The sequence below is a fragment of the Delftia sp. Lp-1 genome (genome assembly GCF_020523835.1).
Lineage (GTDB): Bacteria > Pseudomonadota > Gammaproteobacteria > Burkholderiales > Burkholderiaceae_C > Comamonas > Comamonas acidovorans.
The window spans coordinates 2,145,187-2,167,668 of the sequence record NZ_JAJALJ010000001.1; the positions used below are offsets into that span (position 1 = coordinate 2,145,187).

The following is a 22,482-nucleotide window of genomic DNA, read 5'->3' on the forward strand; positions in this document are numbered from 1 at the left end:
CGCTGTCCAGCATTGCCCCATCGCAGCACCGTGACCTCCTCCACACCCGACGAATTCGAAGCCCTGCACGATCAGGCCTATGCCGACATGGAATGCGGCGCGCTGGCCGAGGCCGCCCAGGCCTTCGAGGCGCTGGCAGCCCACATGCCGGACAACCGCCACTACCACTACATGCTGGGGCTTGCGCGCAAGTACCAGCGCGATTGGCAGCCATCGCTGGAGCACAACCTGCGCGCCATTGCACTGGCGGGCGAAGACGATGAAGCCAGCCTCTGGAATGGCGCCATCGCGGCCACGGCGCTGTCCGACTGGACCACGGCGCGCAGGCTGTGGAAGGCCTGCGGCATCCAGGTGCCCGGCGAGCAGGGCCCCATCGAGGGTGACTACGGCGTGGCCGTGGTGCGCCTGCACCCCTGGCAGGGCGGCGAGACCGTGTTCATGCGCCGCATCGACCCCGTGCGCGCCCAGTTGCTCAACGTGCCGCTGCCCGAAAGCGGCCATCGTTTCGGCGACATCGTGCTGCACGACGGCGCCTCCACCGGCCAGCGGTTCAACGGCCAGCGCGAAGTGCCGGTCTTCAACGAGCTGCAGCGGCTGGAGCCCTCGGCATTCCAGACCTTCGTGGTCTTCATCACCTGCGCCAATGCGCAGGACTTGCAGGAATTGCTGGGTACCGAAGCCCCGGGCATTGGCTATGCCGAGGACTGGACGGCCAGCATCCGCCACTACTGCATGCGCTGCAGCTACGGCACGCCCCACCAGCATGCCGAAGAAGCTTCGCCACGCGAGGGCGAACCGTCCTGGCAGGCCGATCGCAACCTGGGCATCGCCGCAGTGGACCGCGCCGCCGTCGATGCCGTGCTCAACGCATGGCAAGCCGGTGGCGCCGGGCGCCGTATCGACGCAGTGCAGACCCGCGAACTGCCCGTGCCCGACGGGGAAGAAAGCTGGGCCTGGTGGGTAGGGCCCGAGGGCGCGGAGGATGAGGCGCCGTAGCTGAGCAACGCGAGCGAGCATGGCCCGCATCGATCACCGACCCTGTGCGCGGGCCCCCTCAAGTCCGGGCGCGTGAAGCCGGACCCTGAAGCCTTCCGACACGCTGTAGCGAGGAATGCCATGTCCCTCATACCGCCGCATCAGGCCAAGAAAGCGGTGCTTGAGCTGCATGGCCGCGCTGAACTCTTCCCAGGCGATCAGCGCACAGGGTGAGTCGCCGTAGGTACTGCAGATGCGCACCTGGCGCTGGTCCGGCTCCATCTGCGCCCAGCCGTCCTCACGCAGGCTGACAGCGCGCACCTGAGGATTGCGCAGATCCAGAAGCTCGGCGAGATAGGGCAGGTCCAGGTCGTTGAGCCAGAAGTAGTTGAAGAAGTGGTGCATCACGTCCAGTGCATCGGGCGAGCCCCTGGCTTCGAGATCCATGTGCATGCGTGCGATGCAATTGCAGACGCTCATGCCACGCACGCGCACGGCGCTCAGCTGGATGTCTTCGGTGGTGTTCTCGCAAGAGAGGGTGTACTGCATGCTGCCTGGTGAGGTGGGACGGATACGGTGCTTGCCAATGTAGCGTGCACGGCCCCGGACGGACGATGGACTTGCTTGATCCGCGACGGATTGGCCTTGGCCGTGCGTTGAAGTGATGTGGCAAGCCGACATCGGCTTTCTGCAAGCAACGTCCGTCCACATCCTTTCAAGGAGAAACACCATGTCCCTGCGCAAAGCCTTCATGCTCGTCATTGCCACTGCTTCGTTGGCCGGCCTCGGCAGCGCCGCATCCGCCGCCACCTGGGACCAGGCCCATCCGCGCCGTGCCGAGGTCAACGGCCGCCTGGCCAACCAGGACCGCCGTATCCACAACGAAGTCCGCAAGGGCGAGATCAGCCATGGCCAGGCGGCTGCGCTGCACCAGCAGGACCACAAGATCCGGCAGGAAGAACGCCTCATGGCCAGCCAGAACGGCGGTCATATCACGCGCAGCGAGCAGCATGTGCTGAACCAGCAGGAGAACCAGGTCAGCCGTGAGATCGGCCACTGAGCAGGCACTGAGCGGCCACTGCGCGGCCGCCGGTCAGATCTCGCCAGATCTTGCGCACATGACACAAGGGCCGGCCGCCTTGAGGCGCCGGCCCTTTTTCATGTTGGCGCGCGGCCCGCGTTCAGGTTCTCAGCAATGGCGGCAGCGACCGCGCCGGGGCACCGCCTGGCAGGGCATGGCCTTGGGGGAACAGGTTGCGCGCCAGCCGCTGCGGGTCGATGCCGAAGCACTCGCCGGCTGCCGAGGCAATCAGCGCATCGACGCTGGTGGTCGGTTTCAGATCCCGGTTCTCCAATAGCTGGCCGGGCTGCAGGCCAGGCCAGTCGGCCAGCACGCGGCCGCCCTGAACCGCGCCGCCCATCAGCATGGCGACGGCGCCTGTTCCGTGGTCGGTGCCACCGGTGCCGTTGGCCGCGGCCGTGCGGCCGAACTCGGTGGCCACCAGCACCACGGTCTGCGACCAGGCATCGCCCAGGCCGTCATGCAGCGCCGCAATCAGTGCATCGAGGTTCTTGAGTTGGGCTGCCAGCCGATTGTTTTGTGCACTGTGCGTGTCCCAGCCACCGGTTTCGATCATGGCGATGCGCGGCCCGTCCTGGCGGGCAAGAAAGCCGGCTGCCAGCTTGCCCAGGCTGGCGCCATCCAGGCGCGGCCGGTTGTTGCCACTGTCCATGGCCACGCCGCGCGTGTCCATGGCGGAAGTCCAGAGAGCATGCAGCTGCGCATCGCCCTCGTAGAGCCTGGCCACGCGAAGCAGCAGGTCGTCACTGGCCTGGGGCAGGGAGGAAGGCGCGTAGGAGGCCACTTCCGCCGGCCCGCGCAGCGCCATGGGCACGGTGGGCGCGAAGGCAATGGCCTCTTCCCGGTGCGGCAACTGGGCGACCAGGCGGTTGAGCCAGCCGTCCTTGACCTGGTAGGGCGCGCTGCCTCCGGTTTCCAGTACGTTCTGGCCGTCGAAATGCGAGCGGTCACTGTAGGGCGATGCGACCGCGTGCACGAACAGCGCCTGGCCCTGGGCGTAGAGCCTGCCGGTCTCGGCCAATGAGGGATGCAGCGCGAACATGCCGTCCAGCCGCGTGGCCGCAGCCGTGTCCACGGCGATGGCGCCGCGCAGCCGGGCGTAGCCGGGGTCGGCATAGGGAATCAGGGTCTCCAGCCCGTCGGCCGCGCCGCGCTGGATGATGAACACGAAGCGGCGCTCGGTGGCTGCACGCGCCAGCGCCAGGTGGGGCGCGGCCAGTGCCAGCCCGGTGCCTGCGGCCAGCAGGCCCAGGAAATGTCGGCGATTGCGCCTGGCCATCGTGCTGGTCGCGATGTTCGTGGCGGTCGTATGGATCGTGGTCATGGTGTTCACCTGCGCAGGAAGTCGGGCGAGACCAGCAGCAGCGCGAGAGCACCGCTGCCGCTTTCGGATCGGGCAATGGCCTCGGCCGTGCCCGCGCCCAGTGCATCGCCGGGCAGCAATCGGGGCGCCAGCGCGCGCGCATCGACGCTGTTGCCGGCCTGGGCTGCGAGCCGCTGCGCCAGCTCGACACGGCGCACCAGCGCATCGGGCGCAGCCCAGCTGGCGGCGATGTCGTCGTAGCCGGCCGGCGAGCCGGGGCGCCACACCGGCTGGCCGAGCTGGTTGAGCAGGCCGGCGGCCTGAGCACCCTTCAACTCGCGCCGGCCCAGTGCACGCATTGAGGAGACGGCCCATTCCCAGGGTGTCTTGAACTTCGTGGCTGGCGCGGCCCAGGGTTCTGGCGAATCGATCAGCGCGCGGTAGACGGCTGGCAGGTCCCCGCCGCTGCGCTGGTAGGCGGCCGCAAGGCGCTGCACCAGCGCGGGCGGCGGATCGTCGGCGACGAAGTGCCGTGCCAGCTTGGCCGCGACATGGAGCGCGGTAGCGGGGGAGGCCGCCAGGTCGCGCAGGATGGCCAGCGCCTGTTCTTGCCCGCCTGCGGCATAGCTGCGGCTCAGCAGGCGGCGCGGTCCGGGCTCGTGCAATGCCGGGCGGTACTGGAAGCCGGCGCTGGCGGCCGGGCTGCCTGCGTCATTGCCCAAGCTCCAGCCGGTGAGCGCGCGGGCGAACTCGGTCACGTCCTGCTGGGTGTAGCCGCTGCGCGCGCCCAGGCTGTGCAGCTCCATGATTTCCCGCGCCAGGTTTTCGTTCAGGCCGCGTGTCTTGTCCGGGTTGCGCCGGGCGGCGCGCTGTGCAGCGGGGCTGGCGGGTCCCACCGACTGGGCCTGGTCCAGATAGACCAGCATGGCCGGGTGGCGCACGGCGGCAAGCAACAGGTCCTCGAATCGGCCCAGCACGTGCGGGCGTATGGCCTCGGCCTCGTAGGCGCCGGCTAGGTCGAGCACCACGGGCTTTTCCACCGAGACCGCGAAGTGGTTCGACCAGAAATGCACCAGGCGTTCCACAAACGGCGCGGGTGTGTCGATGGCGCTGGCCAGGCGCGCGTTCACTGCGTCCAGGTAGCCGTTGCGTGCGCCACGGCGCAACTGCTGGCGGGCGGCGGCGCGCTGGTCTTCAGGCAGGCTGCGCAGCTCGCGCTGCCGGGACTGGTAGTCGGACAGCAGCGCGTCCGTGTCCGCGTTACCGGCCCAGGCAGGGGGCTGTGGCTGGTAGCGCGCGAACTGGTCCAGCAGCCAGCGCTGCGGGTCGGCGGGCAGTGCGTCGTCAGGGCGGGCACCCAGGCCGAAGCGGTTCAGGGCGATGGCGGCAGAATTCATGGATTCACCTCGAAAAATCGCGGGCGTGGCGGGCGTGGCGGGCGTGTCCTGTGCTCCTCAGCGCTTGGCCGGGGATGCGGGCACATGGAAGGGGCCTTGCTGCGCTGCCAGCCCCTGCACCAGTGTCTGTCGCTCGGCCGGCGTGAGCTGTGCCGCGAAGTCGACCACGTGCGCTTCCACGCGCTCGCGCACCGCCGTGTCGGCGGCCCGGGTGCGTGCCAATGCAGCCTCGACGGCAGCGCGATCGAACTGCGGCGCAGCCAGCAGGCGAACCACCTCGGTGCGGCCTTCGCGGCTGCCTTGGGTCAGCGCAGCAGCCTCGCGCCGCACTTCACGCAGTCCTGTGCGGAAAGCCTGGCGCCGCTCGGGTGGCAGGCCGTCTGCGGCAAAGCGCAGTCCGCGCGCAGTGGCCGGGGAGCTGCCTGCCGGTGCTCCGGTGGGTGTTCCTGTCTGCGTGGATGTGGCTACCGACCTGGCCTCGGCCTGGTGTGCCCACCAGCGCCAGGTGCCACCGGCAATGCCGCCCACCAGAAACAGATTCAGCAGGGCAGAGGCCCACAGCCAGCGGCGCAGGTGCGTCGTGCGGGGGGCATCGCCGATGGGGGATTCGTTCATCGTCATTCCTCGCTTCCTTCCACCAAGGCGCTGCCCGTGTCGAAGGCGGTGCCGGGCCACCAGCCGCCGTCGGACTGTGCCGGCCGGGCCGTGGGCAAGGCCGTGCCTATCAGCAAGGCCACGGCCAGGGCGCCTGCGGCCACACCGGCCAGGCCCGCACCGGCGATGCTGGCGCCGGACCACCAGCCATGCCAGGGCTTGCGGCCGCTGGCGCGCACCGGCCGTGCGGGCGCAGTACCACGGGGCTGCGGCCATGCATGCGGCAATGGTTGGCCTGGCGCAGTCGCCAAGCCTGGGCGAGCTTGCAAGCCGGCCAGCACCGCGCTTGCCAGCGCTGCGCTGGGGGGGGCGACGGCATGGCTGCCCAGCAGCGTGTCGAGTTCATTCGCACGGGCGAGCAAGGCCCGGGCCGCAGGCGCAAAGGCCGGCTGTTCCATCAGCGCGCGTGCTGCAGCCTGCTCCTGTGCCGGCCAGCGCCGCAGGTCGGCGCCCCAGGCGTCGGCCAATTGTTCAAAGCGTTCTGGCGTCATGGCGGTGATCCTCCAGGGTCTGCGGGTGCAGCGATTGCGCTCGTGCTTGCGTCCTGCAGGCGGGCGCGCAAGCTGCGCCGCGCACGGGCCAGCAGGCTTTCCAGGGCATCCACGGAGACGCCCATGAGTGCTGCCGCCTCGGCCTGGGGCAGCGCCTGGTAGTAGTGCAGCACCAGCGCCTCGCGCTGGCGCGGCGGCAGTGCATCCAGGGCAGCGGCGACCCGGGCGCTGTGCTGCGCGTGGTCCAGCTGCTGCTCCGGTGTGGGGCCGGGGTCGGCGAAGGCGGCGGCTTCGGCGTGCTCGTCCAGCGCTTCTTCGCGCCGCACCGCGCGCCGGCGGAGCCGGTCGCGGCACAGGTTGAGCACCACCTCATGCAGCCAGGTGTCAAAGCGGGCCTGGCCCGGCTGCCAGTGGCCCACCTGCTGCCAGGCGCGCACCAGGCCTTCCTGCGCCACCTCTTCAGCCTCGGCCCGGTTGCCCAGCAGGCGTTGGGCCAGACCAAGCATGCGTGGCAGCTTGCGCTCCACCAGTTCGCGGGCGGCCTGCGGCTCACCGCGGGCCAGTCTCGCCAGCAGGTCGGCATCCGGGTCATCGATTTCAGCCAAAGGGCATCGGTGTAGTGGCGGGGTCAGCCAGTGTCGCGCGGCTCAACGCCAGCCGCGATGCCAGCCGTAGACCGGATGGTGCCAGCCCCAGCCGTAGCGCGGGTGGTATTGCCACACGAAGCCGACGCTGGGCATCGGATAGGCAGGCGCCACATAGGCGACGCCCGGCGGCACCACGTAGGGTCCAGGCGCCACGGGCGCAACAGGCGCTACCACGCAGCCGGCCAGCGCGGCCAGGCTGCCGGCGGCAAGCGCCAGCGCAAGCGGACGGACGGCGCGGCGAACAGTCAAACGCAATGAGGACATGAAAGACTCCTGCATCGGCCACATCAGGCAGCCTTATTGCGTTCAACGCGCGGGCAGCACGGATCCGTCGCGGAGGAGCGAAAAAATGTCGCGGAGAAAAGCGGGGGAGAGGTCGGAGGCGGGAGAGATCGGGCCCGCGCGGAAGGCGGTCCGTGGGGATATCAGTGGCGGATGTGTATCCGGGACTGATGGACTTTGCTCCAGGAAATCTGGAGCGGGCGAAGGGAATCGAACCCTCATCATGAGCTTGGGAAGCTCAGGTCCTGCCATTGAACGACGCCCGCTTCTACTGGTGGATCAGCATCTTACGCGATGCCGGCATTTGACCAAATGCGGAGCGCTCCGCATTTTCAATGTCCTGTACTTGATGCCGCACCGGCATAAGCCTCCGCTTGGTCGCCTGAACCTTGGCGCCGCTGGCGCTTCGCTGTGCGCACCCGATGTATGCCCGCCTTGCATCTCTGCAAAGCGGGCCAAAGCCGCAAGCGGCCCCCACAGAAAAGAAGCCCGCCAGCGGTGCTGCGAGCTTGTGAATGCCTGCGACGTGCAGGCACGGGGAAGAAAAAGTCCGGTGCCCTTTTCAGGGCGCGCCTATGAATTCCAGGAGGAGAACCATGAGTCAACCATAGGCCCGGCTGTTAACCGCATTTCAGCTCGTGACGGGGAACATCGGCCCTGCCAGCGTGGAGATGTACAGCGAGATGAGGGTCACCACGGACCAGAAAAATGTGAGGAAAATATGTCGCATCACAATCTCCTTCAAGTCATTGAACAAGTGCGCGAACCGCCCGAATGCAAGCCTTCGCAAAACGTCGGAAGGGGCTGCGAGATCTGGTGCTGCGCAACTGAATGAGCTGGTAGCTGCCCCTTACCGGAAAGGCATCCAGGAGACTCCGGTGGTAACGGGCATCAGGGTCCGGATTGAAAGACTCACTCGGTACGACTTGACTCATGCTTATCTCCATCAGCAGGGCATTGCGGTCTCGGGACAGACGCTATTTCAACTGCTTGTGAGGCTTCCCTGTGCGAGCCAAGTAAGGGTGCTTATGTAGGTCGAGCATGCCCCGGATGTATGAGTTCTTTCGACAAGGTGTCCGCTTGGAGCAGCGGCCGTTGAAGGGCAAGCGTGTCGCGTTGCCTCTATCAGCGCGCCACATCCGGCCAGCGTTCGTTCGTCATCAGGATGGATGAATTGCTGGGGTGCGGTCGCTGCGATCCGGCAACGAAAAGGGCCCGCAAGCGGCGAAGCTGCGGGCCCTGGAAGAAAAATGCCGATGCCGTGGTGGCGTGCCTGGGGAAGGGATTTGAGAGGGAGGGAGGAGAAAGTTCCCAGGCTCGGCGGAATCCGTTGCTGGCCAGTATGCAGACCTTTCCTGAAGGAAAGCTTTACGTCGTGTAAAGAAGTTGCAGGTCTGCTGCGTGATGCAGGTGGAACGTGGCTTGACTGCGGCCGGGTTCTCACCTGCTCTGAGCGTATAGCTGTGCATTTGCGCTGTGCATCCGCGCAGTGACGGCAGAGCGTTAACGACTTGCTTGTGGTTCGTGCAGAGCGCTATCCCACTACTTGGCCGGATGGTCCTTGCGGTACAGCGTCCACTCTTCCATTTCCGTGCCGTTCGGCAGCACGCAGATGCCTTCCTGGCCCTGGGGCGTCTTCTCCATCCGAACTTGTCCGCCGATTTCACCGCAATAGACCGATGCGGGATTGGCCATGCCCACGGAGGGTGCCAGCTTCTGTTGGGCGCATGCGCTGAGTGCCAGTGCCACCAGCGCCACCAGCGCGATTCCTGAGAGTTCCAGTGCTTTGTTCATTGCGCCACTCTATACCTCTGGAGGTTGGGAGTGTTGTTGTGTCCGCAACCTTCGGTTTGCGATGCAAAGGTATGTCAGCGCGGCATTTTGTGCATAGAATGCTGACTCGCTAGCATACAACCCAAGAAAAGTCCATGACACCTGATTACAAGACGCTCCTGCAGCAAAAGGCAGAGATCGAAGCACGCATCGCCGAAGTCCTGAAAGCCGAAAAAGGCGGGGCCATCGCCAAGGTTCGCGAGCTCGTCCAGCAATTCCAATTGACCCAGGAAGATGTGTTCAGCACGGGCAAGCGCAAGTCGCCCGTCGGTGCAGGCGTGCCCAAGTACCGTGATCCGTCCACCGGCGCAACGTGGACCGGCCGGGGCAAGCCTCCTGCGTGGATCAAGGATGCAGTGGACCGCACTGCCTTCGAAATCTGACCAACAGCCCGCACTCGCGGGCTTTGTCTTTTCTGGCCACTTGCGCTCAGTGAGCCCACGGCAGTTCACAAGCGTCACCTTGCGCCAAGGCCGACGCCCTTGTCATGCTCTGCGCTGATTGCCTTAGCTGTGCTTGTCCGACAGGGCCGGTCCCGGGCGGCGACCATGCTTGAGGCCATGAACAAACCTACTCCCAACACCCCGGGCCAAGTGCCCACCTCGTCGTCCCGCAACCGGTTCGCCACCAAGCGAACCATGTACATCGTTGCCGCTATCGTGGCTGTGGCACTGGTGATCATGTTTGTGCCCTGGTAGGCGCGCATCGACGTCCCGCTCCCGCCCCCCGCTCATTTCCGCGAGGGCATGAGAAAGCCCGCCATCTGGCGGGCTTTCGTTTTGGGGAATCGCTTGCCTCAGTGCGCGTGGTGCGCCGTGGGTGCTTGCGCCGGGGGGAGTTGGGCCAACTTCTGCGAGCAGTCGCTGCACACATGCCACGCGTGGAATTGGCGGGCTCCTGTGGCGGGTTTTTCCTGTTCGCACTGGATGCAGAAGACGGCGGGGGCCAGGTCCATGAGCCGGATCGGCTCTCGGCCTTTCTTGGGACTACGCATAGCTCTCCTTCAAAGTGTTGCTCCTCGGTATCCATTGGGCGCCGGGTTGGGAAAGGCCGGTCGTCAGCGGGCGCGCCATGGCGCAGCAGAAGCCAGCGCCATCGAGGGTGCGTGCTCAACTTACAGCCAAGCCGTCTCACGGTTGTGACTTCCGCATGACCGTGTGGGGAACGCGCCGCAGTGGTTTGACAGTGCAATTTGCGCAGTCTTAGAATTTGCCTCTTCCATTCCTGCGACCGCTGCGAGCCTGACATGAACCTGTGACGCCTTCGGACCCTTGTCCGACCGATCCCCCGAAGCCCATTGCCGGCCCACGGCGGACGCCCGCGTCACCACCTGCATGCCCGTTGACTGCTCCGCGTTTTCTGAACGCAACCTCGCGTCGCCGTGCGGCCTCTTTTTGAAAGAGTGCCCATGACAGAACCCATCGACATCCTTGCCCACAACACCGCCGCCTGGAACCTGCAGGCAGCGAAAGACTGCGACTGGTCGCGCCCGGTCGACAGCGCTGAAATAGCCCGGGCCCGTGCCGGAAGCTGGCAGGCGCGGCTCACGCCCGGCCCCTTGCCAGCGGGCTGGCTGGATGATGTGCGTGGCCTGCGCATCCTCTGCCTTGCCAGCGGCGGCGGCCAGCAGGGGCCCATTCTTGCGGCGGCGGGCGCGCAGGTCACCGTGTTCGATGCCTCTGCCGGGCAGCTTGCACAGGACCGCCATGTAGCGCAGCGCGAAGGCCTTGCGCTGACCTGCGTGCAGGGCGACATGCGTGATCTTGGCGTTTTTGCAGATGCCGGCTTCGATGTGGTCTTTCACCCCATCTCCAACCTCTACGTGCCTGATGTGCGGCCCGTATGGCGTGAATGCGCGCGGGTGCTCGCGAAGGGTGGGCGCCTTCTGTCCAGCTTCTGGAATCCGGTGGTTTTCGTGGAGGACCGCGACCCCGCGTTGCGCGAGCAAGGGCTCATGCGGCCTGCGTGGCGCCTGCCGTATTCCGATGTGGTGGATTTGCCGCCCGCAGCGATCGATGCCAAGCGGGAGCGCAATGAGGCGCTGGTGTTCGGCCATACGCTGGCCGATCAGATCGGCGGCCAGCTGGATGCGGGGCTGGTGCTGACGGGCTTTCATGAAGACTGGCAACCCCATGCCCGTTTTGTGATCGAGAAGTTCGTGCCGACCTTCATTGCGACACGTTCGGTGAAACTCTGAAGGTACTGCTGCCTGGCCTTGACGCCCTCAGGTCGCCCTCATGTCGCCCTCAGGTGCGCAAGGCCGGCGTCCAGGTCTGTTGCTGGGCGGGTTCGGTCACGGGCTGCGCCGGCTTCGGTCGGGGAGCCGGGCCCTTGGCCTGGGACGATGGCTGGGCCTGCCGTGCTTGCTCGGTGCCTGATTTGGCCAGCAGCATCATCACGGCCATGCAGACCAGCGTCAGCATGAGCACCACGCAGATGGGGCCCAGATCCACGGAGGCGATGTCCAGCCCCTTCAGCGACTGCCAGCGTTCTGAGCGTACTTCCAGTGGTTCTTCGGGATCGGCCATGGCACCTCCACTGCGTTGAGTGTGGACACATGCTAGGCGTAAGTGAGCATGCAAACAATATGGGGACTTCGCCAGGATGTGAGGGTATACAGCAGCACCGGCTCGGTTGGCTTCACGCTTGAAGGCTCTTTCCGCTGCTGCCGTGTGACAGCTACTTGACCCACATCAACTGCACCGCCACGGCCAGGGCGATGGCCAGCAGCACCAGCAGCACGGCCACTGCCACGATGGTGACCGCCCTGCGGCGCTTTGTCTTGCGGGGGTTGCGCAAACGGGGCGGGGTGGGAGGGGGCTGTGTGGCATCCAGCGCCGCAATTCTTGCCAGCCAGTCTTCGGCGGTGGGCAAGGTGGGCGATGCGGGTGGTGAGACGGGCTTGCCACGGTTCATGGCTCCAGCTCCTGACGCATCTCTTCAAGCACCTGCACGGCGCCCTGGATCATGGCCAGCCTGTGCTGCAGCGCAGCCTTTTGGGCCTGCAGCCGGTCCAGCTGCTCGGCAACCAGCGCCTCGTCGACCCGCAGCTTCTTCAGCCGCTCCTGTATGGCCTCCATTTCCGGGGCGCTCATCTGCCAATCCTCCAGCATCGAAGGGCGCGGAGCGTGGCCCGGACCCTTCTCACAATTCACACGAATGCCGGCAATTATCTGTGCGCCTTAGTGATTGGCTATGAATGAATTGACATAGATTGTCATCGACCGGCGCAGAAGGCCGAAGGCTGTGCAGTTGTTCAAAGCAGCCAGGTCCTGTTGGGCCGGTTGCCGTCGATTTCCACAAGTCCTGCGTCCTGCAGTATGGGCAGGATGTAGGTGATCACCACGGCTGCGTTGTCGTTGGCCTGTTTGGCCGCAAAGCCCAGAAAGCCGGGCCGGTGCTGGCTGGAGGCCACGATGCAGGGCCGCTCGGCGCCGTGATGCTCCTGGGCCAGATGTCGCAGCACGGCGCCGAAGGCTTCCCGCCTTATGCGCACCGTGTTGCCCTTGTGCGTTCTGACTTCCAGGCCGCTGTCGCTGCGGCGGATGACAGTGAAGGACGCGGTGCGTCCCTTGTCGGGCGTCTTCAGGGGCTTGTCCTGGGCGATGCCGTCCCAGAAGGCATTGAAATCGTTGTTGGAGAGCACGCGCACGAAAAAGAGGTCCATTGCCTGGAGGTTTTCTTGGACGTGGAGTCTCCCTGGCTTCACCTGGCCGAAGATGAGCAAATCTGAGCAGTGCCGCTCAATGTGCGAGAAATTTGAGGAAGATCCGGCCTTGCCGCGTTCTGACCTCGGTCCCTTCGATAAAGCCCATCAGTCTGACCGGACCGTCCATGGAGTACAGCGCCGGCCCATCGATGCGGTAGATGGGCCTGGTCCCGCACCGGACGAATTCATCGCCTTCGACACGCCCGATTTCGTTTCCGTGCCCATCAAGCACAGTCCACGAGCCTCCTGCAATCATGGCCTCACCCGGCAGTTGCCGGTCCCCAAGTGAAACCACCAATCTAAGGAACGCGAGGTGTCTGAATCTGAGCGAATCTGAGCAGTCGTGTAAAGCTGGGCCGCCGACGCCTTGGGCAGGGTCCTGTGGAAATTCGTGTGCGCCAGGCCCAAGCCGCATCGCACCGGCCAAAAGAAGCTGGCTGCGATCTAGGGGCACTGCATGCGTGGGCGATTGAGCGGTTCGCAGCCAAGTAGAATTGTTTCATATCAAAGACATGCTGCTCTGAAAGTTGCAGCGACCGGGCCCGCTTGGCGGGCCTTGTGCATGAGGTGCGCCTCCCACTGCCTGTATCTGGGTGCATGTCCTGATTCTCTGTAGGCCCGGCCTGCGATCCAATCTCGCGCATGGGGCTGAGCCTTCTCGTCAAATTGCTCTCATTTATGAAGATCTGCTGTCGCCAACCGGATGCGCCTGCGGCATTGCCTTTCGGCTTGCCCGGGGGCCATGCCGTGTGGTGCACGCCGCACTGCGGAGGGCGGGCGTGAGCGAACAGGCGCTGTACGATCTGGCCCCCGTTCTGGAGCTGATGCTGCTGGGCCTGTTGCTGGCGCTGGGCCCCCTGGCCTGGGTGTGGCTGCGCAATCGCAGCGGTGGCTCGCTCAAGCGGCTGCAGGCGCTGTCGGTGCTCACGCTGTTCCTGACCTTCGATCTAGTGCTGTTCGGCGCCTTCACCCGCCTGACCGATTCCGGCCTGGGCTGCCCCGACTGGCCGGGCTGCTATGGCAGCGCCAGCCCCATGGGCGCCCGCGCGCAGATTGCCGAGGCGCAGGCCGCCATGCCCACCGGGCCGGTGACGCATGGCAAGGCATGGATAGAGATGGTCCACCGCTATCTGGCAACCACCGTGGGCGTGCTCATCATCGCCATGACCATCATGGCCTGGCGGCGCGCGCGGCGCCTGGGCAGGGCGGGTGGCGCAGGGGCCGAGCGTACAGGGGCGGGGGGCACAGGCGGTGCCCTGAGTCCATGGTGGCCCACGCTGGCGCTGTTCTGGGTCTGCCTGCAGGGCGCCTTTGGCGCCTGGACCGTGACCATGAAGCTTTTCCCGGCCATCGTGACCCTGCACCTGCTGGGCGGCACGGGGCTGCTGGCCTTGCTGTGCGTGCCCGCCGTGGGGTTGAGCCGTGCTGCGCGCCAGCAAGGGGCGACCGTAATTTCACCCGCGCTGCGCGCGGGGCTGTGGCTGGGCCTTGCGCTGCTGGTGCTGCAGGTGGCGCTGGGCGGCTGGGTCAGCACCAACTATGCGGTGCTGGCCTGCAGCAGTTTCCCGACCTGCCAGGGCAGCTGGTGGCCGGCCATGGATTTTTCGCAGGCGCTGCAGATCTGGCGTCCGCTGGGCCTGCTGCAGGACGGCAGCAACATCAGCTTTGCGGGCCTCACGGCCATCCACTATCTGCACCGCCTGGCGGCCTATGTGGTGGTGGCTGCGCTGGCCGGGCTGTGGTGGCGTTTGGGTGAAGTGCCCGCACTGGCGTCGCAGCGCCGCGTGCTGGGTGCGTTTTTGGTGCTGCAAGTGCTGACAGGCCTGTCGAACGTGGTGCTCGATTGGCCGCTGGTGGCCGCGGTGCTGCATACGGGCGGCGCAGCTGCGCTGGTGACCGTGATTGTTTGGTGCCTGGCGGCCAGCCGCCCGGGCGCACTGCGGGACGGTCTGCCGGTTGCCCGTGGAGAGATTGCATGAGTAAACAAGCTTCCCTGAGTGTCGAGCCCTCGCGCTGGACACAGTTCTATGCCCTGACCAAGCCGCGTGTGGTGCAGCTGATCGTGTTCTGCGCACTGATCGGCATGGTGCTGGCCGTGCCGGGCTGGCCCAACGCCGACCAGTGGCTGCACATGGCGCTGGCCTGCCTGGGCATCTGGCTGGTGGCGGGCGCGGCTGCCGCCTTCAACTGCCTGGTGGAGCGCCATATCGATGCGCGCATGAAGCGCACCTCCTGGCGGCCCACGGCGCGGGGCGAGCTGAGCAGCCAGCAGGCGCTGGCCTTCTCGGCCATCCTGTGCACGCTGGGCGCGCTGGTGCTGCTGCTGTGCACCAACCCGTTGACCATGTGGCTGACGCTGGCCACCTTCGTGGGCTATGCCGTGATCTACACGGTGATCCTCAAGCCCGCCACGCCGCAGAACATCGTGATCGGCGGCGCCTCCGGTGCCATGCCGCCCGTGCTGGGCTGGGCCGCGATGACGGGCCAGGTCGGGCCCGAGGCGCTGATCCTGTTCCTCATCATCTTCCTGTGGACGCCGCCCCATTTCTGGGCGCTGGCGCTGTACCGCGTGGAAGACTACCGCCAGTCCGGCCTGCCCATGCTGCCCGTGACGCATGGCAGCGAGTACACGCGGCTGCAGATCCTGCTGTACACGGTGATTCTGTTTGCGGCCTGCATGCTGCCCTTCATGTACGGCATGAGTTCCTGGCTTTATCTGGTGGTGGCCGTGGTGCTGAGCGTGGGCTTCTGTGCCTATGCCTTTGCACTGTGGCGCAATTACTCGGACCAGCTGTCGCGCAAGACCTTCCGCTTCTCGCTGATCCACCTGAGCGTGCTGTTCCTGGCGCTGCTGATCGATCACTACCTCTGGCTGGGCTGATGGCCTGAGGGCCATGGCCGCGCAATGAAAACCGGGCCCTTGAGGCCCGGTTTGTCTTGGTGCCTGCCGCCTTACTTGATCTGCCGCTTCTCCAGCTTGCGCGCCAGCGTGCGCCGGTGCATGCCCAGGCGACGGGCGGCTTCGGAGATGTTGAAATCGCTCTCGGCCAGGGTTTCGTGGATGTGTTCCCACTCCAGCGTCTTGATGGAGGTGGGGTTGCGCGACAGTTCCACGTCGGTGCGGCCCTCGAGGCGGCCGAAGGCGGCCTCGATATCGTCGGTGTTGGAGGGCTTGGCCAGATAGTGGCATGCGCCCAGCTTGACCGCCTCCACGGCCGTGGCAATGCTGGCATAGCCTGTGAGCACGACGATCAGCGCCTCGGGGTTGTGCTGGTGCAGCATCTGCACGCAGCTCAGGCCCGACGCGTTGCCCGCCAGCTTGAGGTCCATGACGGCGTATTGCGGCGAGTGCGTCTGCAGCAGCTCGCGCACTTCCTCGGCGCTGGCGGCCTGCAGCACGCGGTAGCCGCGCCGCTCGAACGAGCGCGTCAGCGTGCGCGCAAAGGTCGCATCGTCTTCAACCAGCAGCAGGAGGCGGGAGCTGTCCATGGGCGATTCGGGTTCCTGTGGGCGCCGCTTCAGGCGCCGGGTTCAATGGCAATCGATGACAGGGGCAGGCGGATCTCCACCTCACTGCCCCGCGGCGGGGTGTTCCTCACCTGAACGCGTCCGCCCAGCGAGCGCGCCACGTTGAGCACCAGGAACAGGCCCAGCCCCCGGCCCGGGCGCTCCGTCTTGGTGGAGATATGGCGCTGGCCCAGCTGTTCCAGCACGGCGGGTGCAAAGCCCGGTCCCTTGTCGCGCACGGTGATGCACAGCATGCCGGTGCGCACGGCCAGGTGCAGCGCCACATGGCGGGGGGAGGCTTCGGCCGCATTGTCGAGCACATTGCAAACCATTTGCTGCAACGCGGTATCGGAAAGAATGGGGAAGTCCTCGTCGGCCTGGACATAGTCGAAATGCTCCACGGCGTGGCGTGACTGCCAGTGCGCGACCACGCCGTCCATGAAGGCGCGCAGCGTGGTGGCCTGTGGCGCATCGGCGCGGGTCTCGCCGGCCGACATTAGCACGCTGGAGACGATGGACTTGCAGCGCAGCAGCTGCTGCTGCATTTCCTGCAGGTCGGCCAGCAGGTCGGGGTCTTGCGTGATGGCGGGCATGCGCTGCCAGTCGCCCAGGATGACGGACATGGTGGACAGCGGCGTGCCCAGCTCGTGCGCCGCGCCCGTGGCCAGCAGGCCCATACGCACGATGTGCTCCTCTTCGCTGGCACGCTGGCGCATGTTGGCCAGCCGTGCGTCACGCCGGCGCAGGTTGGAGACGATGCGGCGCAGGAAGACGACCAGCAGCACCGTGGTCAGCCCGAAGCTGATCAGAATGCCGCTCACGTACAGGCCGGGCAGCCCGTCCGGTCCCGCCGCGCCAATGGGCAGGGGCCAGTGCACGATGGCCAGCACCAGGGTGCACAGCGAGGTGCTGGCAACGATGATCCAGGCGTGCACGGGCCTGAGCAGCACGGCGCCCAGAATGCCCTGCAGCAGGAACAGATAGATGAAGGGATTGCTGGCGCCGCCGCTCAAATACAGCTGTATGGCCAGGGCGAGCACGTCGGCCAGCAGGGCCAGGAACAGGTTGCGCGCCGAGATCTGGCGGCGGTGGCTGCGGTACCAGTAGATGTAGCCAAGATTGGTGAAGACGCTGGCCATCAGCACCAGGGCCATGGCCGGCAGCGGCAGGGTGATGCCGAAGCCGTAGTGCACCAGGGAGATGGTGATCACCTGCCCGACCACGGCAAACCAGCGCAGCTGTATCAGCAGCTGCATGTTCTGGCGTTCGGTGGTGCGCTCGACGCGGAACAGGGACTCTGAAGGCGAATTCACGCGGGCGATTGTGCGCTACCGCAGGCAGCCGTGGCGCGACAGGGTCTTGTAGAGGACTGGCGTAAAAAAGGCCACCGATGTCATCGGTGGCCCTGTTGCCTGCAGCGACGGCTTTACGGCCTTACGGCTTTACGGCTTGCTGCTTGCCTGCCGGTCATTGCGCCTGACCAGCCAGGCCGCGCCGACCACCATCAGCGCCAGCCCGTACCAGGTCAGCGCATAGACCAGGTGGCTGTTGGGGAAGCGGATCACGGTCATGCCCGGGCGCGGCCAGGTGCCGTCTGCCACGGGCTGGCCCGGCAGGCCTGCGTCGATGAAGTAGGGGGCTGCATGGGCCAGGCCCTGGGCCTGTGCAATGGCCGCCACATCGCGCGAGAACCAGCGCTGCTGCGCGGGATCGTTCTCGCGCAGGAAGCCGCCGCGCGGCTCGCTGATGCGCAGCAGGCCAGCCACCGTCACCGGGTCCTGGGGCGCCTGCGCGTGCTGATCCTGCCAGCGCGCGCGCTGCGCTGTGGGAATGAAGCCCCGGTTCACCAGCACCTGGTTGCCGTCGTCCATCTGCAGCGGCGTCAGCACCCAGAAGCCGGCGCCCAATTCGGTCACGGCCTGGGTCAGCACGGTCTTGCCGGCCAGCCAGTGGCCGCTGGCCTGCACGGCGCGGTACTCGTGGTCGGCGGCCGTGATCTGCGGCCATTCGGCGGGCGGGGGCAGGGCAGTGGGTGCGGCGTGCACGCGCTGGTCCACGCGCTCTATCAAGTCCAGCTTCCAGGCACGGCGCTGGACCTGCCAGCTGCCCAGGAAGATGAAGCCCAAAAACAAGGCGATGCCCACCGAGATGAGCATCGCCTGAGCGAGTGGGCCACGCCGGCGCGATGCGCCGGCGTGGCTGGACGGCCCGGAGTTTCCGGATGCGGTCAAGGCGTGACCGAGGCCGGAGCCGTCTGCGCGGCGGGGTCGGCCGGCATGGTGTGCTGGGGCATCATGTTGGTGTTCATGTGGAACATGACCCACAGGGTGCCCGCAATGCCGATGGCCACGAAGACCACGGTGAAGATGGTGGACAGCAGGGTCCAGCCGCCTTCGATCTTGCCGTTCATGTGCAGGAAGAAGACCATGTGGACCAGGATCTGCACCACGGCGAAGCCGCCGAGCACCATCACGGCCGTTGCACGGTCCGAGATGACGTTGCTCATCACCAGCCAGAACGGGATGGCCGTCAGGATGATCGAGAGCACGAAGCCCCACATATAGCCCGAGAACGTGCTGTGCGGGCCTGCGTCGTGGTGGTGATCGTCATGGCCATGATGGTCGTGGTGACCGTGGCCATGGCCGGCGTGGATGTCGTGTGCAGCCATTTACAGCACCCCCATCAGGTAAACAAAAGTGAAGACGCCGATCCAGACCACGTCCAAGAAGTGCCAGAACATCGACAGGCACATCAGGCGGCGGTTGTTCTCGTGCGTCAGGCCGTGCTTGTTGATCTGGATCATCAGCGTGACCAGCCAGATCAGGCCGAAGCTCACGTGCAGGCCGTGGGTGCCCACCAGCGTGAAGAACGAGGACAGGAAGGCGCTGCGCTGAGGGCCTGCGCCCTCGTGCAGCAGGTGGGAGAACTCATAGAGTTCCAGGCCCAGGAAGCACAGGCCGAACAGGCCGGTGATGGCCAGCCACAGCTGGGTGCCGCCCAGCTTGCCCTGCTGCTTTTGCAGCATGGCGAAGCCGAAGGTGATGGACGACAGCAGCAGGAAGGCCGTGTTCATCGCCACCAGGGGCAGGTCGAACAGCTGGGCGCCCGTGGGACCTGCAGCGTAGCTGCGGCCCAGCACGCCATAGGTGGCGAACAGCGCTGCAAAGATCAGGCAGTCGCTCATCAGGTAGAGCCAGAAGCCCAGAGCGGTGCCGTTTTCGGGATGGGGCTCCTCGGCGAGGTGGTACTCGCGCGGGGCCAGGGCGGCAGCGCCGCCTGCGGTGTAACGGGTATCAGACATGACGTGCCAGCTGTTGTGTGCGCAGTTCTTCCGTGGCCGCGACTTCTGCGGCGGGGATGTAGTAGTCGCGCTTGTAGTTGAACGTGTGGATGATCGACGCCAGCACGGTGGCGGCGAACGACGCAATGGCCAGGGGCCACATGTGCCAGATCATCGCGAAGCCGAAGACCGTGGACAGCGCGGCGATCACGACGCCGGCGCCGGTGTTGGACGGCATGTGGACGGGCTTGAAGCCGGTCAGCGGACGCTGGTAGCCGTGCTTCTTCATGTCCCACCAGGCATCGATCTCATGCACCACGGGCGTGAAGGCGAAGTTGTACTGGGGAGGGGGCGAGGAGGTGGCCCACTCCAGCGTGCGGCCTTCCCAGGGGTCGCCGGTCACGTCACGCAGCTGGTCGCGCTTGAAGTAGCTGACCACGAGCTGGATCAGGAAGCTGCCGATGCCCAGTGCCACCAGACCGGCGCCCAGGGCGGCGATCACGAACCAGATCTGCAGCGAGGGGTCCTCGAAGTGGTTGGCACGGCGTGTCACGCCCATCAGGCCCAGCACGTACAGCGGTGTAAAGGCGACCCAGAAGCCGACCAGCCAGAACCAGAACGAGCACTTGCCCCAGAACTCGTCGAGCTTGTAGCCGAAGGCCTTGGGGAACCAGAAGTTGATGCCGGCGAACACGCCGAACACCACGCCGCCGATGATCACGTTGTGGAAATGGGCGATCAGGAACAGGCTGTTGTGCAGCACGAAGTCGGCCGGGGGAACGGCCAGCAGCACGCCGGTCATGCCGCCGATGGCGAAGGTGCACATGAAGCCCACGGTCCACAGCATCGGCACCGTGAAGCGGATGCGGCCGCGGTACATGGTGAACAGCCAGTTGAAGATCTTGGCGCCCGTCGGGATCGAGATGATCATCGTCGTGATGCCGAAGAAGGTATTCACGCTGGCGCCGGAGCCCATGGTGAAGAAGTGGTGCAGCCAGACCAGGTAGGACAGGATGGTGATACACACCGTCGCGTACACCATGGAGGTGTAGCCGAACAGGCGCTTGCGGCTGAAGGTCGAGACGATCTCCGAGAAGATGCCGAAGCAGGGCAGGATCAGGATGTAGACCTCGGGGTGGCCCCAGATCCAGATCAGGTTCACGTACAGCATGGGGTTGCCGCCCAGCTCGTTCGTGAAGAAGTTCGTGCCGACGTAGCGGTCCAGCGACATCAGCACCAGGGCTGCGGTCAGGATGGGGAACGAGGCCACGATCAGCGCGTTGGTGCACAGGGCGGTCCAGGTGAAGACGGGCATCTTCATCAGGTTCATGCCGGGTGCGCGCATCTTGATGATGGTCACGATCAGGTTGATGCCTGACAGCGTGGTGCCGACGCCGGCCACCTGCAATCCCCAGATGTAGTAGTCAAGCCCGACCCCGGGGTTCTGCGCCCCCAGGTTGGACAGTGCCAGCCAGCCGGAGGTGGAGAACTCGCCCAGGAACAGCGAGATCATCACCAGCACGGCGCCGCCCGTCGTCATCCAGAAGCTGAAGTTGTTCAGGAACGGGAAGGACACGTCGCGGGCGCCGATCTGCAGCGGAACCAGATAGTTCATCAGGCCGGTCACGAAGGGCATGGCCACGAAGAAGATCATGATCACGCCGTGTGCCGTGAAGATCTGGTCGTAGTGGTGCGGAGGCAGGTAGCCCAGGTTGTCGCCGAAGGCCATGGCCTGCTGCAGGCGCATCATCAGCGCGTCGGCAAAGCCGCGCAACAGCATGACCAGACCGAGGATCATGTACATGATGCCGATCTTCTTGTGGTCGATGCTGCACAGCCAGTCGCGCCACAGCGGGCCCCACAGGCGGAACTTGGTGAGCAGGCCCAGCACGGCAAGGCCGCCGAGCACCACGGCGATGAAGGTCGCCAGCACGATGGGCTCATGCGCCATCGGGATGGAGTCCCAAGTGATGCGTCCCAGCAGCCAGTGGGCCTGTGCCGGGGAGGTATGTTCAGACATATCGAGTCTCTTAGGTCGTGATGGGAGCGGGCGGCGGTCTGGCCGTCGTCCGCGTCCGCTAACTGCTTATTGCTGCGCAGCGGCTGCGGAGCCGTCGCGCTGGTCCAGGAAGGCCACGACGCGGTCGGCGTTTTGCACCGTGCACACATCCTGGGGCAGGTTCATGCCCACGGCCTTGAGATAGGCTTCGCCGCCGGCAGCGTCGATGGCCATCATGTGATGCATGCACATCTTGCCTTCTTCGACACAGCGGTTGAGCACCTTGTCGTACAGGCCTTCGTCCACCGTGGCGAAGCGCTCGACCGGGTTGCGCTCGCTGGGCTTGACCAGGTTCAGGTAGGTATCGCGCGTCAGGGCCTTGCCTTCGGACTTGGCCTTGGCAACCCACTGATCGAACTCTTCGTTGCTCAGGCCGTGGAACTTGAACGTCATGCCCGAGAAGCCGGCGCCGCTGTAGTGCGATGCCAGGCCGTGGAACACGCCGGGCTTGTTGATCACGGCGTTCAGCTCGGTCTGCATGCCGGGCATGGCATAGATCATGCCGGCCAGGTCAGGCACGTAGAAGGAGTTCATCGTCGAGGTGGCGGTCAGCTTGAAGTGGATGGGACGATCCACGGGAGCGGCCAGCTCGTTGACGGTGGCGATGCCTTTTTCAGGGATGAAGAACAGCCACTTCCAGTCCATGGCCACGACCTGCACCTCCAGCGGCTTGACATCGGTGCTCAGCGGCTTGGTGGCCGAGACGCGGTCCAGCGGACGGTAGGGGTCCAGCTTGTGGGTGCTGATCCAGGTGATGGCGCCCAGCGCGATGATGATCATCAGCGGCACGGACCAGATCACCAGCTCCAGCGTGGTGGAGTGGTGCCATTCGGGGTCGTAGTGGGCCTCGGTGTTCGACTGGCGGTATTTCCAGGCGAAAAGCAGCGTGAGGATGATCACCGGGATGATGATGATCAGCATCAGCAAGGTGGCCGTGACCACCAGGTTGCCTTGCTGCGCGGCGATGTCGCCGGCGGGGTTGAGCACGACGGCTTTGCTGCAGCCAGTGAGACTGGCTGTCAAAGCGGCCGCGGTGAGCCACGCAGGCCCACGGAGTTCCTTGATTTTTAGCATGCTAGGGGCGCAACAAGAGCGCGTTTACATAGAAACGCGGATTACAAGATCCGGGCAAATGTATTACGAAGTATAAATTTGTCCATTGGACATTTTGTCCAACGTCAAGGAGAACCCGGGAACTTTCTGCTACCTGGGCGGGTGCACGGCAGGTGCCTGGCGGTCCGGAGGGCGCATTTTCGCGTCGCGC

The 22,482-nt window shown here is 65.6% G+C and carries 27 protein-coding genes and 1 tRNA gene; 8 read left to right on the forward strand and 20 right to left on the reverse strand.

What is annotated here, in order from left to right; all coding sequences use genetic code 11:
- The first annotated feature begins 30 nt into the window (after nt 1-30).
- Nucleotides 31-996, forward strand: a complete 966-nt coding sequence (locus LGR64_RS09520) for a hypothetical protein (RefSeq protein ID WP_230355330.1) — start codon at nt 31-33, stop codon at nt 994-996.
- Between the two features lie 33 nt (nt 997-1,029).
- Here the strand turns inward: LGR64_RS09520 and LGR64_RS09525 are convergent, their stop codons facing one another.
- Nucleotides 1,030-1,524, reverse strand: coding sequence for a hypothetical protein (locus LGR64_RS09525; protein WP_230355331.1), 495 nt, complete (start codon nt 1,522-1,524; stop codon nt 1,030-1,032).
- A 181-nt stretch (nt 1,525-1,705) separates the two neighbouring features.
- Here LGR64_RS09525 and LGR64_RS09530 point away from each other — a divergent pair, with 181 nt between their 5' ends.
- Nucleotides 1,706-2,035 carry a hypothetical protein gene (locus LGR64_RS09530; RefSeq protein WP_071956109.1) on the forward strand — a complete coding sequence of 110 codons (330 nt, stop codon included), beginning with the start codon at nt 1,706-1,708 and terminating at the stop codon, nt 2,033-2,035.
- 121 nt (nt 2,036-2,156) lie between these two features.
- Here the strand turns inward: LGR64_RS09530 and LGR64_RS09535 are convergent, their stop codons facing one another.
- From LGR64_RS09535 to LGR64_RS09570, 8 genes are all read right to left on the reverse strand, one after another.
- Nucleotides 2,157-3,380, reverse strand: a complete 1,224-nt coding sequence (locus tag LGR64_RS09535; protein WP_230355332.1) for a DUF1501 domain-containing protein — start codon at nt 3,378-3,380, stop codon at nt 2,157-2,159.
- 5 nt (nt 3,381-3,385) lie between these two features.
- Nucleotides 3,386-4,756 (reverse strand): DUF1800 domain-containing protein, encoded by a 1,371-nt coding sequence (locus LGR64_RS09540; protein WP_230355333.1) that lies wholly within the window; start codon nt 4,754-4,756, stop codon nt 3,386-3,388.
- Nucleotides 4,757-4,813: 57 nt separating this feature from the next.
- Complete coding sequence (locus tag LGR64_RS09545; RefSeq protein WP_230355334.1) at nt 4,814-5,371, reverse strand: periplasmic heavy metal sensor; 558 nt, start codon at nt 5,369-5,371, stop codon at nt 4,814-4,816.
- A gap of 2 nt (nt 5,372-5,373) precedes the next feature.
- On the reverse strand, nt 5,374-5,901 hold the full coding sequence (locus LGR64_RS09550; RefSeq protein WP_230355335.1) for a hypothetical protein: 528 nt from the start codon (nt 5,899-5,901) through the stop codon (nt 5,374-5,376).
- On the reverse strand, nt 5,898-6,506 hold the full coding sequence (locus tag LGR64_RS09555; RefSeq protein WP_096916536.1) for an RNA polymerase sigma factor: 609 nt from the start codon (nt 6,504-6,506) through the stop codon (nt 5,898-5,900). Before LGR64_RS09555 ends, LGR64_RS09550 begins: the two co-directional genes overlap by 4 nt.
- 42 nt (nt 6,507-6,548) lie before the next feature.
- Nucleotides 6,549-6,812, reverse strand: coding sequence for a hypothetical protein (locus LGR64_RS09560; protein ID WP_071957157.1), 264 nt, complete (start codon nt 6,810-6,812; stop codon nt 6,549-6,551).
- A 210-nt stretch (nt 6,813-7,022) separates the two neighbouring features.
- A tRNA-Gly gene (locus LGR64_RS09565) sits at nt 7,023-7,096 on the reverse strand.
- Between the two features lie 1,276 nt (nt 7,097-8,372).
- Complete coding sequence (locus LGR64_RS09570; RefSeq protein ID WP_013802146.1) at nt 8,373-8,624, reverse strand: putative hemolysin; 252 nt, start codon at nt 8,622-8,624, stop codon at nt 8,373-8,375.
- Nucleotides 8,625-8,758: 134 nt separating this feature from the next.
- Here LGR64_RS09570 and LGR64_RS09575 point away from each other — a divergent pair, with 134 nt between their 5' ends.
- The 3 genes from LGR64_RS09575 to LGR64_RS09585 all read left to right on the forward strand — a co-directional run bounded on the left by LGR64_RS09575 (nt 8,759) and on the right by LGR64_RS09585 (nt 10,860).
- The gene (locus tag LGR64_RS09575; RefSeq protein WP_012205896.1) at nt 8,759-9,046 is read left to right on the forward strand and encodes an H-NS histone family protein; all 288 of its coding nucleotides are present in this window, start codon (nt 8,759-8,761) and stop codon (nt 9,044-9,046) included.
- A gap of 177 nt (nt 9,047-9,223) precedes the next feature.
- Nucleotides 9,224-9,361, forward strand: a complete 138-nt coding sequence (locus LGR64_RS09580) for a hypothetical protein (protein ID WP_172642938.1) — start codon at nt 9,224-9,226, stop codon at nt 9,359-9,361.
- A gap of 710 nt (nt 9,362-10,071) precedes the next feature.
- Nucleotides 10,072-10,860, forward strand: coding sequence for a class I SAM-dependent methyltransferase (locus LGR64_RS09585; RefSeq protein ID WP_230355336.1), 789 nt, complete (start codon nt 10,072-10,074; stop codon nt 10,858-10,860).
- Between the two features lie 49 nt (nt 10,861-10,909).
- Here LGR64_RS09585 and LGR64_RS09590 read toward each other — a convergent pair whose 3' ends face one another.
- From LGR64_RS09590 to LGR64_RS09605, 4 genes are all read right to left on the reverse strand, one after another.
- Entirely contained in the window at nt 10,910-11,191 is a 282-nt protein-coding gene (locus tag LGR64_RS09590) for a hypothetical protein (protein WP_034394410.1), read from the reverse strand.
- 151 nt (nt 11,192-11,342) lie between these two features.
- A complete protein-coding gene (locus tag LGR64_RS09595) occupies nt 11,343-11,579 on the reverse strand; it encodes a hypothetical protein (protein ID WP_230355337.1) in 237 nt (78 codons plus the stop codon).
- The gene (locus tag LGR64_RS09600; RefSeq protein WP_230355338.1) at nt 11,576-11,758 is read right to left on the reverse strand and encodes a hypothetical protein; all 183 of its coding nucleotides are present in this window, start codon (nt 11,756-11,758) and stop codon (nt 11,576-11,578) included. Before LGR64_RS09600 ends, LGR64_RS09595 begins: the two co-directional genes overlap by 4 nt.
- 161 nt (nt 11,759-11,919) lie before the next feature.
- Nucleotides 11,920-12,330 (reverse strand): hypothetical protein, encoded by a 411-nt coding sequence (locus tag LGR64_RS09605; RefSeq protein WP_013802153.1) that lies wholly within the window; start codon nt 12,328-12,330, stop codon nt 11,920-11,922.
- A 52-nt stretch (nt 12,331-12,382) separates the two neighbouring features.
- Between LGR64_RS09605 and LGR64_RS09610 the strand changes: the two genes are divergently transcribed.
- The 3 genes from LGR64_RS09610 (at nt 12,383) to cyoE (ending at nt 15,253) form a co-directional block, all read left to right on the forward strand.
- The gene (locus LGR64_RS09610) at nt 12,383-12,661 is read left to right on the forward strand and encodes a hypothetical protein (RefSeq protein WP_230355339.1); all 279 of its coding nucleotides are present in this window, start codon (nt 12,383-12,385) and stop codon (nt 12,659-12,661) included.
- 490 nt (nt 12,662-13,151) lie between these two features.
- Entirely contained in the window at nt 13,152-14,351 is a 1,200-nt protein-coding gene (locus LGR64_RS09615; protein ID WP_230355340.1) for a COX15/CtaA family protein, read from the forward strand.
- Nucleotides 14,348-15,253, forward strand: coding sequence for a heme o synthase (gene cyoE / locus LGR64_RS09620; RefSeq protein WP_012205889.1), 906 nt, complete (start codon nt 14,348-14,350; stop codon nt 15,251-15,253). The genes LGR64_RS09615 and cyoE overlap by 4 nt, the downstream gene beginning before the upstream one ends.
- Nucleotides 15,254-15,324: 71 nt before the next feature.
- On the opposite strand, the gene LGR64_RS09625 is transcribed toward cyoE, so the two are convergent.
- The 7 genes from LGR64_RS09625 to cyoA form a co-directional block, all read right to left on the reverse strand.
- Nucleotides 15,325-15,861: a response regulator transcription factor gene (locus LGR64_RS09625; protein ID WP_012205888.1), complete on the reverse strand. Its 537-nt coding sequence runs from the start codon at nt 15,859-15,861 to the stop codon at nt 15,325-15,327.
- A gap of 29 nt (nt 15,862-15,890) precedes the next feature.
- Nucleotides 15,891-17,192: an ATP-binding protein gene (locus LGR64_RS09630; protein ID WP_013802157.1), complete on the reverse strand. Its 1,302-nt coding sequence runs from the start codon at nt 17,190-17,192 to the stop codon at nt 15,891-15,893.
- A gap of 129 nt (nt 17,193-17,321) precedes the next feature.
- Nucleotides 17,322-18,035 carry an SURF1 family protein gene (locus LGR64_RS09635; RefSeq protein WP_230355341.1) on the reverse strand — a complete coding sequence of 238 codons (714 nt, stop codon included), beginning with the start codon at nt 18,033-18,035 and terminating at the stop codon, nt 17,322-17,324.
- 71 nt (nt 18,036-18,106) lie between these two features.
- Nucleotides 18,107-18,547, reverse strand: coding sequence for a cytochrome o ubiquinol oxidase subunit IV (gene cyoD, locus LGR64_RS09640; protein WP_012205885.1), 441 nt, complete (start codon nt 18,545-18,547; stop codon nt 18,107-18,109).
- Nucleotides 18,548-19,180, reverse strand: coding sequence for a cytochrome o ubiquinol oxidase subunit III (cyoC, locus tag LGR64_RS09645; protein ID WP_141831728.1), 633 nt, complete (start codon nt 19,178-19,180; stop codon nt 18,548-18,550).
- Nucleotides 19,173-21,179 carry a cytochrome o ubiquinol oxidase subunit I gene (cyoB, locus tag LGR64_RS09650; protein WP_013802159.1) on the reverse strand — a complete coding sequence of 669 codons (2,007 nt, stop codon included), beginning with the start codon at nt 21,177-21,179 and terminating at the stop codon, nt 19,173-19,175. The genes cyoC and cyoB overlap by 8 nt, the downstream gene beginning before the upstream one ends.
- Nucleotides 21,180-21,245: 66 nt before the next feature.
- Nucleotides 21,246-22,292, reverse strand: coding sequence for a ubiquinol oxidase subunit II (cyoA, locus tag LGR64_RS09655; protein WP_012205882.1), 1,047 nt, complete (start codon nt 22,290-22,292; stop codon nt 21,246-21,248).
- Nucleotides 22,293-22,482: the final 190 nt, after the last annotated feature.

Excerpts from the sequence above, each read along its gene's own strand:
- cyoE (WP_012205889.1), top strand. The coding sequence starts at position 14,348 with ATGAGTAAACAAGCTTCCCTGAGTGTCGAGCCCTCGCGCTGGACACAG.
- cyoD (WP_012205885.1), bottom strand. The coding sequence starts at position 18,547 with ATGGCTGCACACGACATCCACGCCGGCCATGGCCACGGTCACCACGAC.
- LGR64_RS09580 (WP_172642938.1), top strand. The coding sequence starts at position 9,224 with ATGAACAAACCTACTCCCAACACCCCGGGCCAAGTGCCCACCTCGTCG.
- LGR64_RS09535 (WP_230355332.1), bottom strand. The coding sequence starts at position 3,380 with ATGACCACGATCCATACGACCGCCACGAACATCGCGACCAGCACGATG.
- LGR64_RS09540 (WP_230355333.1), bottom strand. The coding sequence starts at position 4,756 with ATGAATTCTGCCGCCATCGCCCTGAACCGCTTCGGCCTGGGTGCCCGC.
- LGR64_RS09530 (WP_071956109.1), top strand. The coding sequence starts at position 1,706 with ATGTCCCTGCGCAAAGCCTTCATGCTCGTCATTGCCACTGCTTCGTTG.
- cyoB (WP_013802159.1), bottom strand. The coding sequence starts at position 21,179 with ATGTCTGAACATACCTCCCCGGCACAGGCCCACTGGCTGCTGGGACGC.
- LGR64_RS09635 (WP_230355341.1), bottom strand. The coding sequence starts at position 18,035 with ATGCTCATCTCGGTGGGCATCGCCTTGTTTTTGGGCTTCATCTTCCTG.
- LGR64_RS09600 (WP_230355338.1), bottom strand. The coding sequence starts at position 11,758 with ATGAGCGCCCCGGAAATGGAGGCCATACAGGAGCGGCTGAAGAAGCTG.
- LGR64_RS09575 (WP_012205896.1), top strand. The coding sequence starts at position 8,759 with ATGACACCTGATTACAAGACGCTCCTGCAGCAAAAGGCAGAGATCGAA.
- LGR64_RS09585 (WP_230355336.1), top strand. The coding sequence starts at position 10,072 with ATGACAGAACCCATCGACATCCTTGCCCACAACACCGCCGCCTGGAAC.
- cyoC (WP_141831728.1), bottom strand. The coding sequence starts at position 19,180 with ATGTCTGATACCCGTTACACCGCAGGCGGCGCTGCCGCCCTGGCCCCG.
- LGR64_RS09550 (WP_230355335.1), bottom strand. The coding sequence starts at position 5,901 with ATGACGCCAGAACGCTTTGAACAATTGGCCGACGCCTGGGGCGCCGAC.
- LGR64_RS09610 (WP_230355339.1), top strand. The coding sequence starts at position 12,383 with ATGAGCAAATCTGAGCAGTGCCGCTCAATGTGCGAGAAATTTGAGGAA.
- LGR64_RS09545 (WP_230355334.1), bottom strand. The coding sequence starts at position 5,371 with ATGAACGAATCCCCCATCGGCGATGCCCCCCGCACGACGCACCTGCGC.
- LGR64_RS09625 (WP_012205888.1), bottom strand. The coding sequence starts at position 15,861 with ATGGACAGCTCCCGCCTCCTGCTGCTGGTTGAAGACGATGCGACCTTT.
- cyoA (WP_012205882.1), bottom strand. The coding sequence starts at position 22,292 with ATGCTAAAAATCAAGGAACTCCGTGGGCCTGCGTGGCTCACCGCGGCC.
- LGR64_RS09605 (WP_013802153.1), bottom strand. The coding sequence starts at position 12,330 with ATGGACCTCTTTTTCGTGCGCGTGCTCTCCAACAACGATTTCAATGCC.
- LGR64_RS09525 (WP_230355331.1), bottom strand. The coding sequence starts at position 1,524 with ATGCAGTACACCCTCTCTTGCGAGAACACCACCGAAGACATCCAGCTG.
- LGR64_RS09595 (WP_230355337.1), bottom strand. The coding sequence starts at position 11,579 with ATGAACCGTGGCAAGCCCGTCTCACCACCCGCATCGCCCACCTTGCCC.
- LGR64_RS09570 (WP_013802146.1), bottom strand. The coding sequence starts at position 8,624 with ATGAACAAAGCACTGGAACTCTCAGGAATCGCGCTGGTGGCGCTGGTG.
- LGR64_RS09560 (WP_071957157.1), bottom strand. The coding sequence starts at position 6,812 with ATGTCCTCATTGCGTTTGACTGTTCGCCGCGCCGTCCGTCCGCTTGCG.
- LGR64_RS09590 (WP_034394410.1), bottom strand. The coding sequence starts at position 11,191 with ATGGCCGATCCCGAAGAACCACTGGAAGTACGCTCAGAACGCTGGCAG.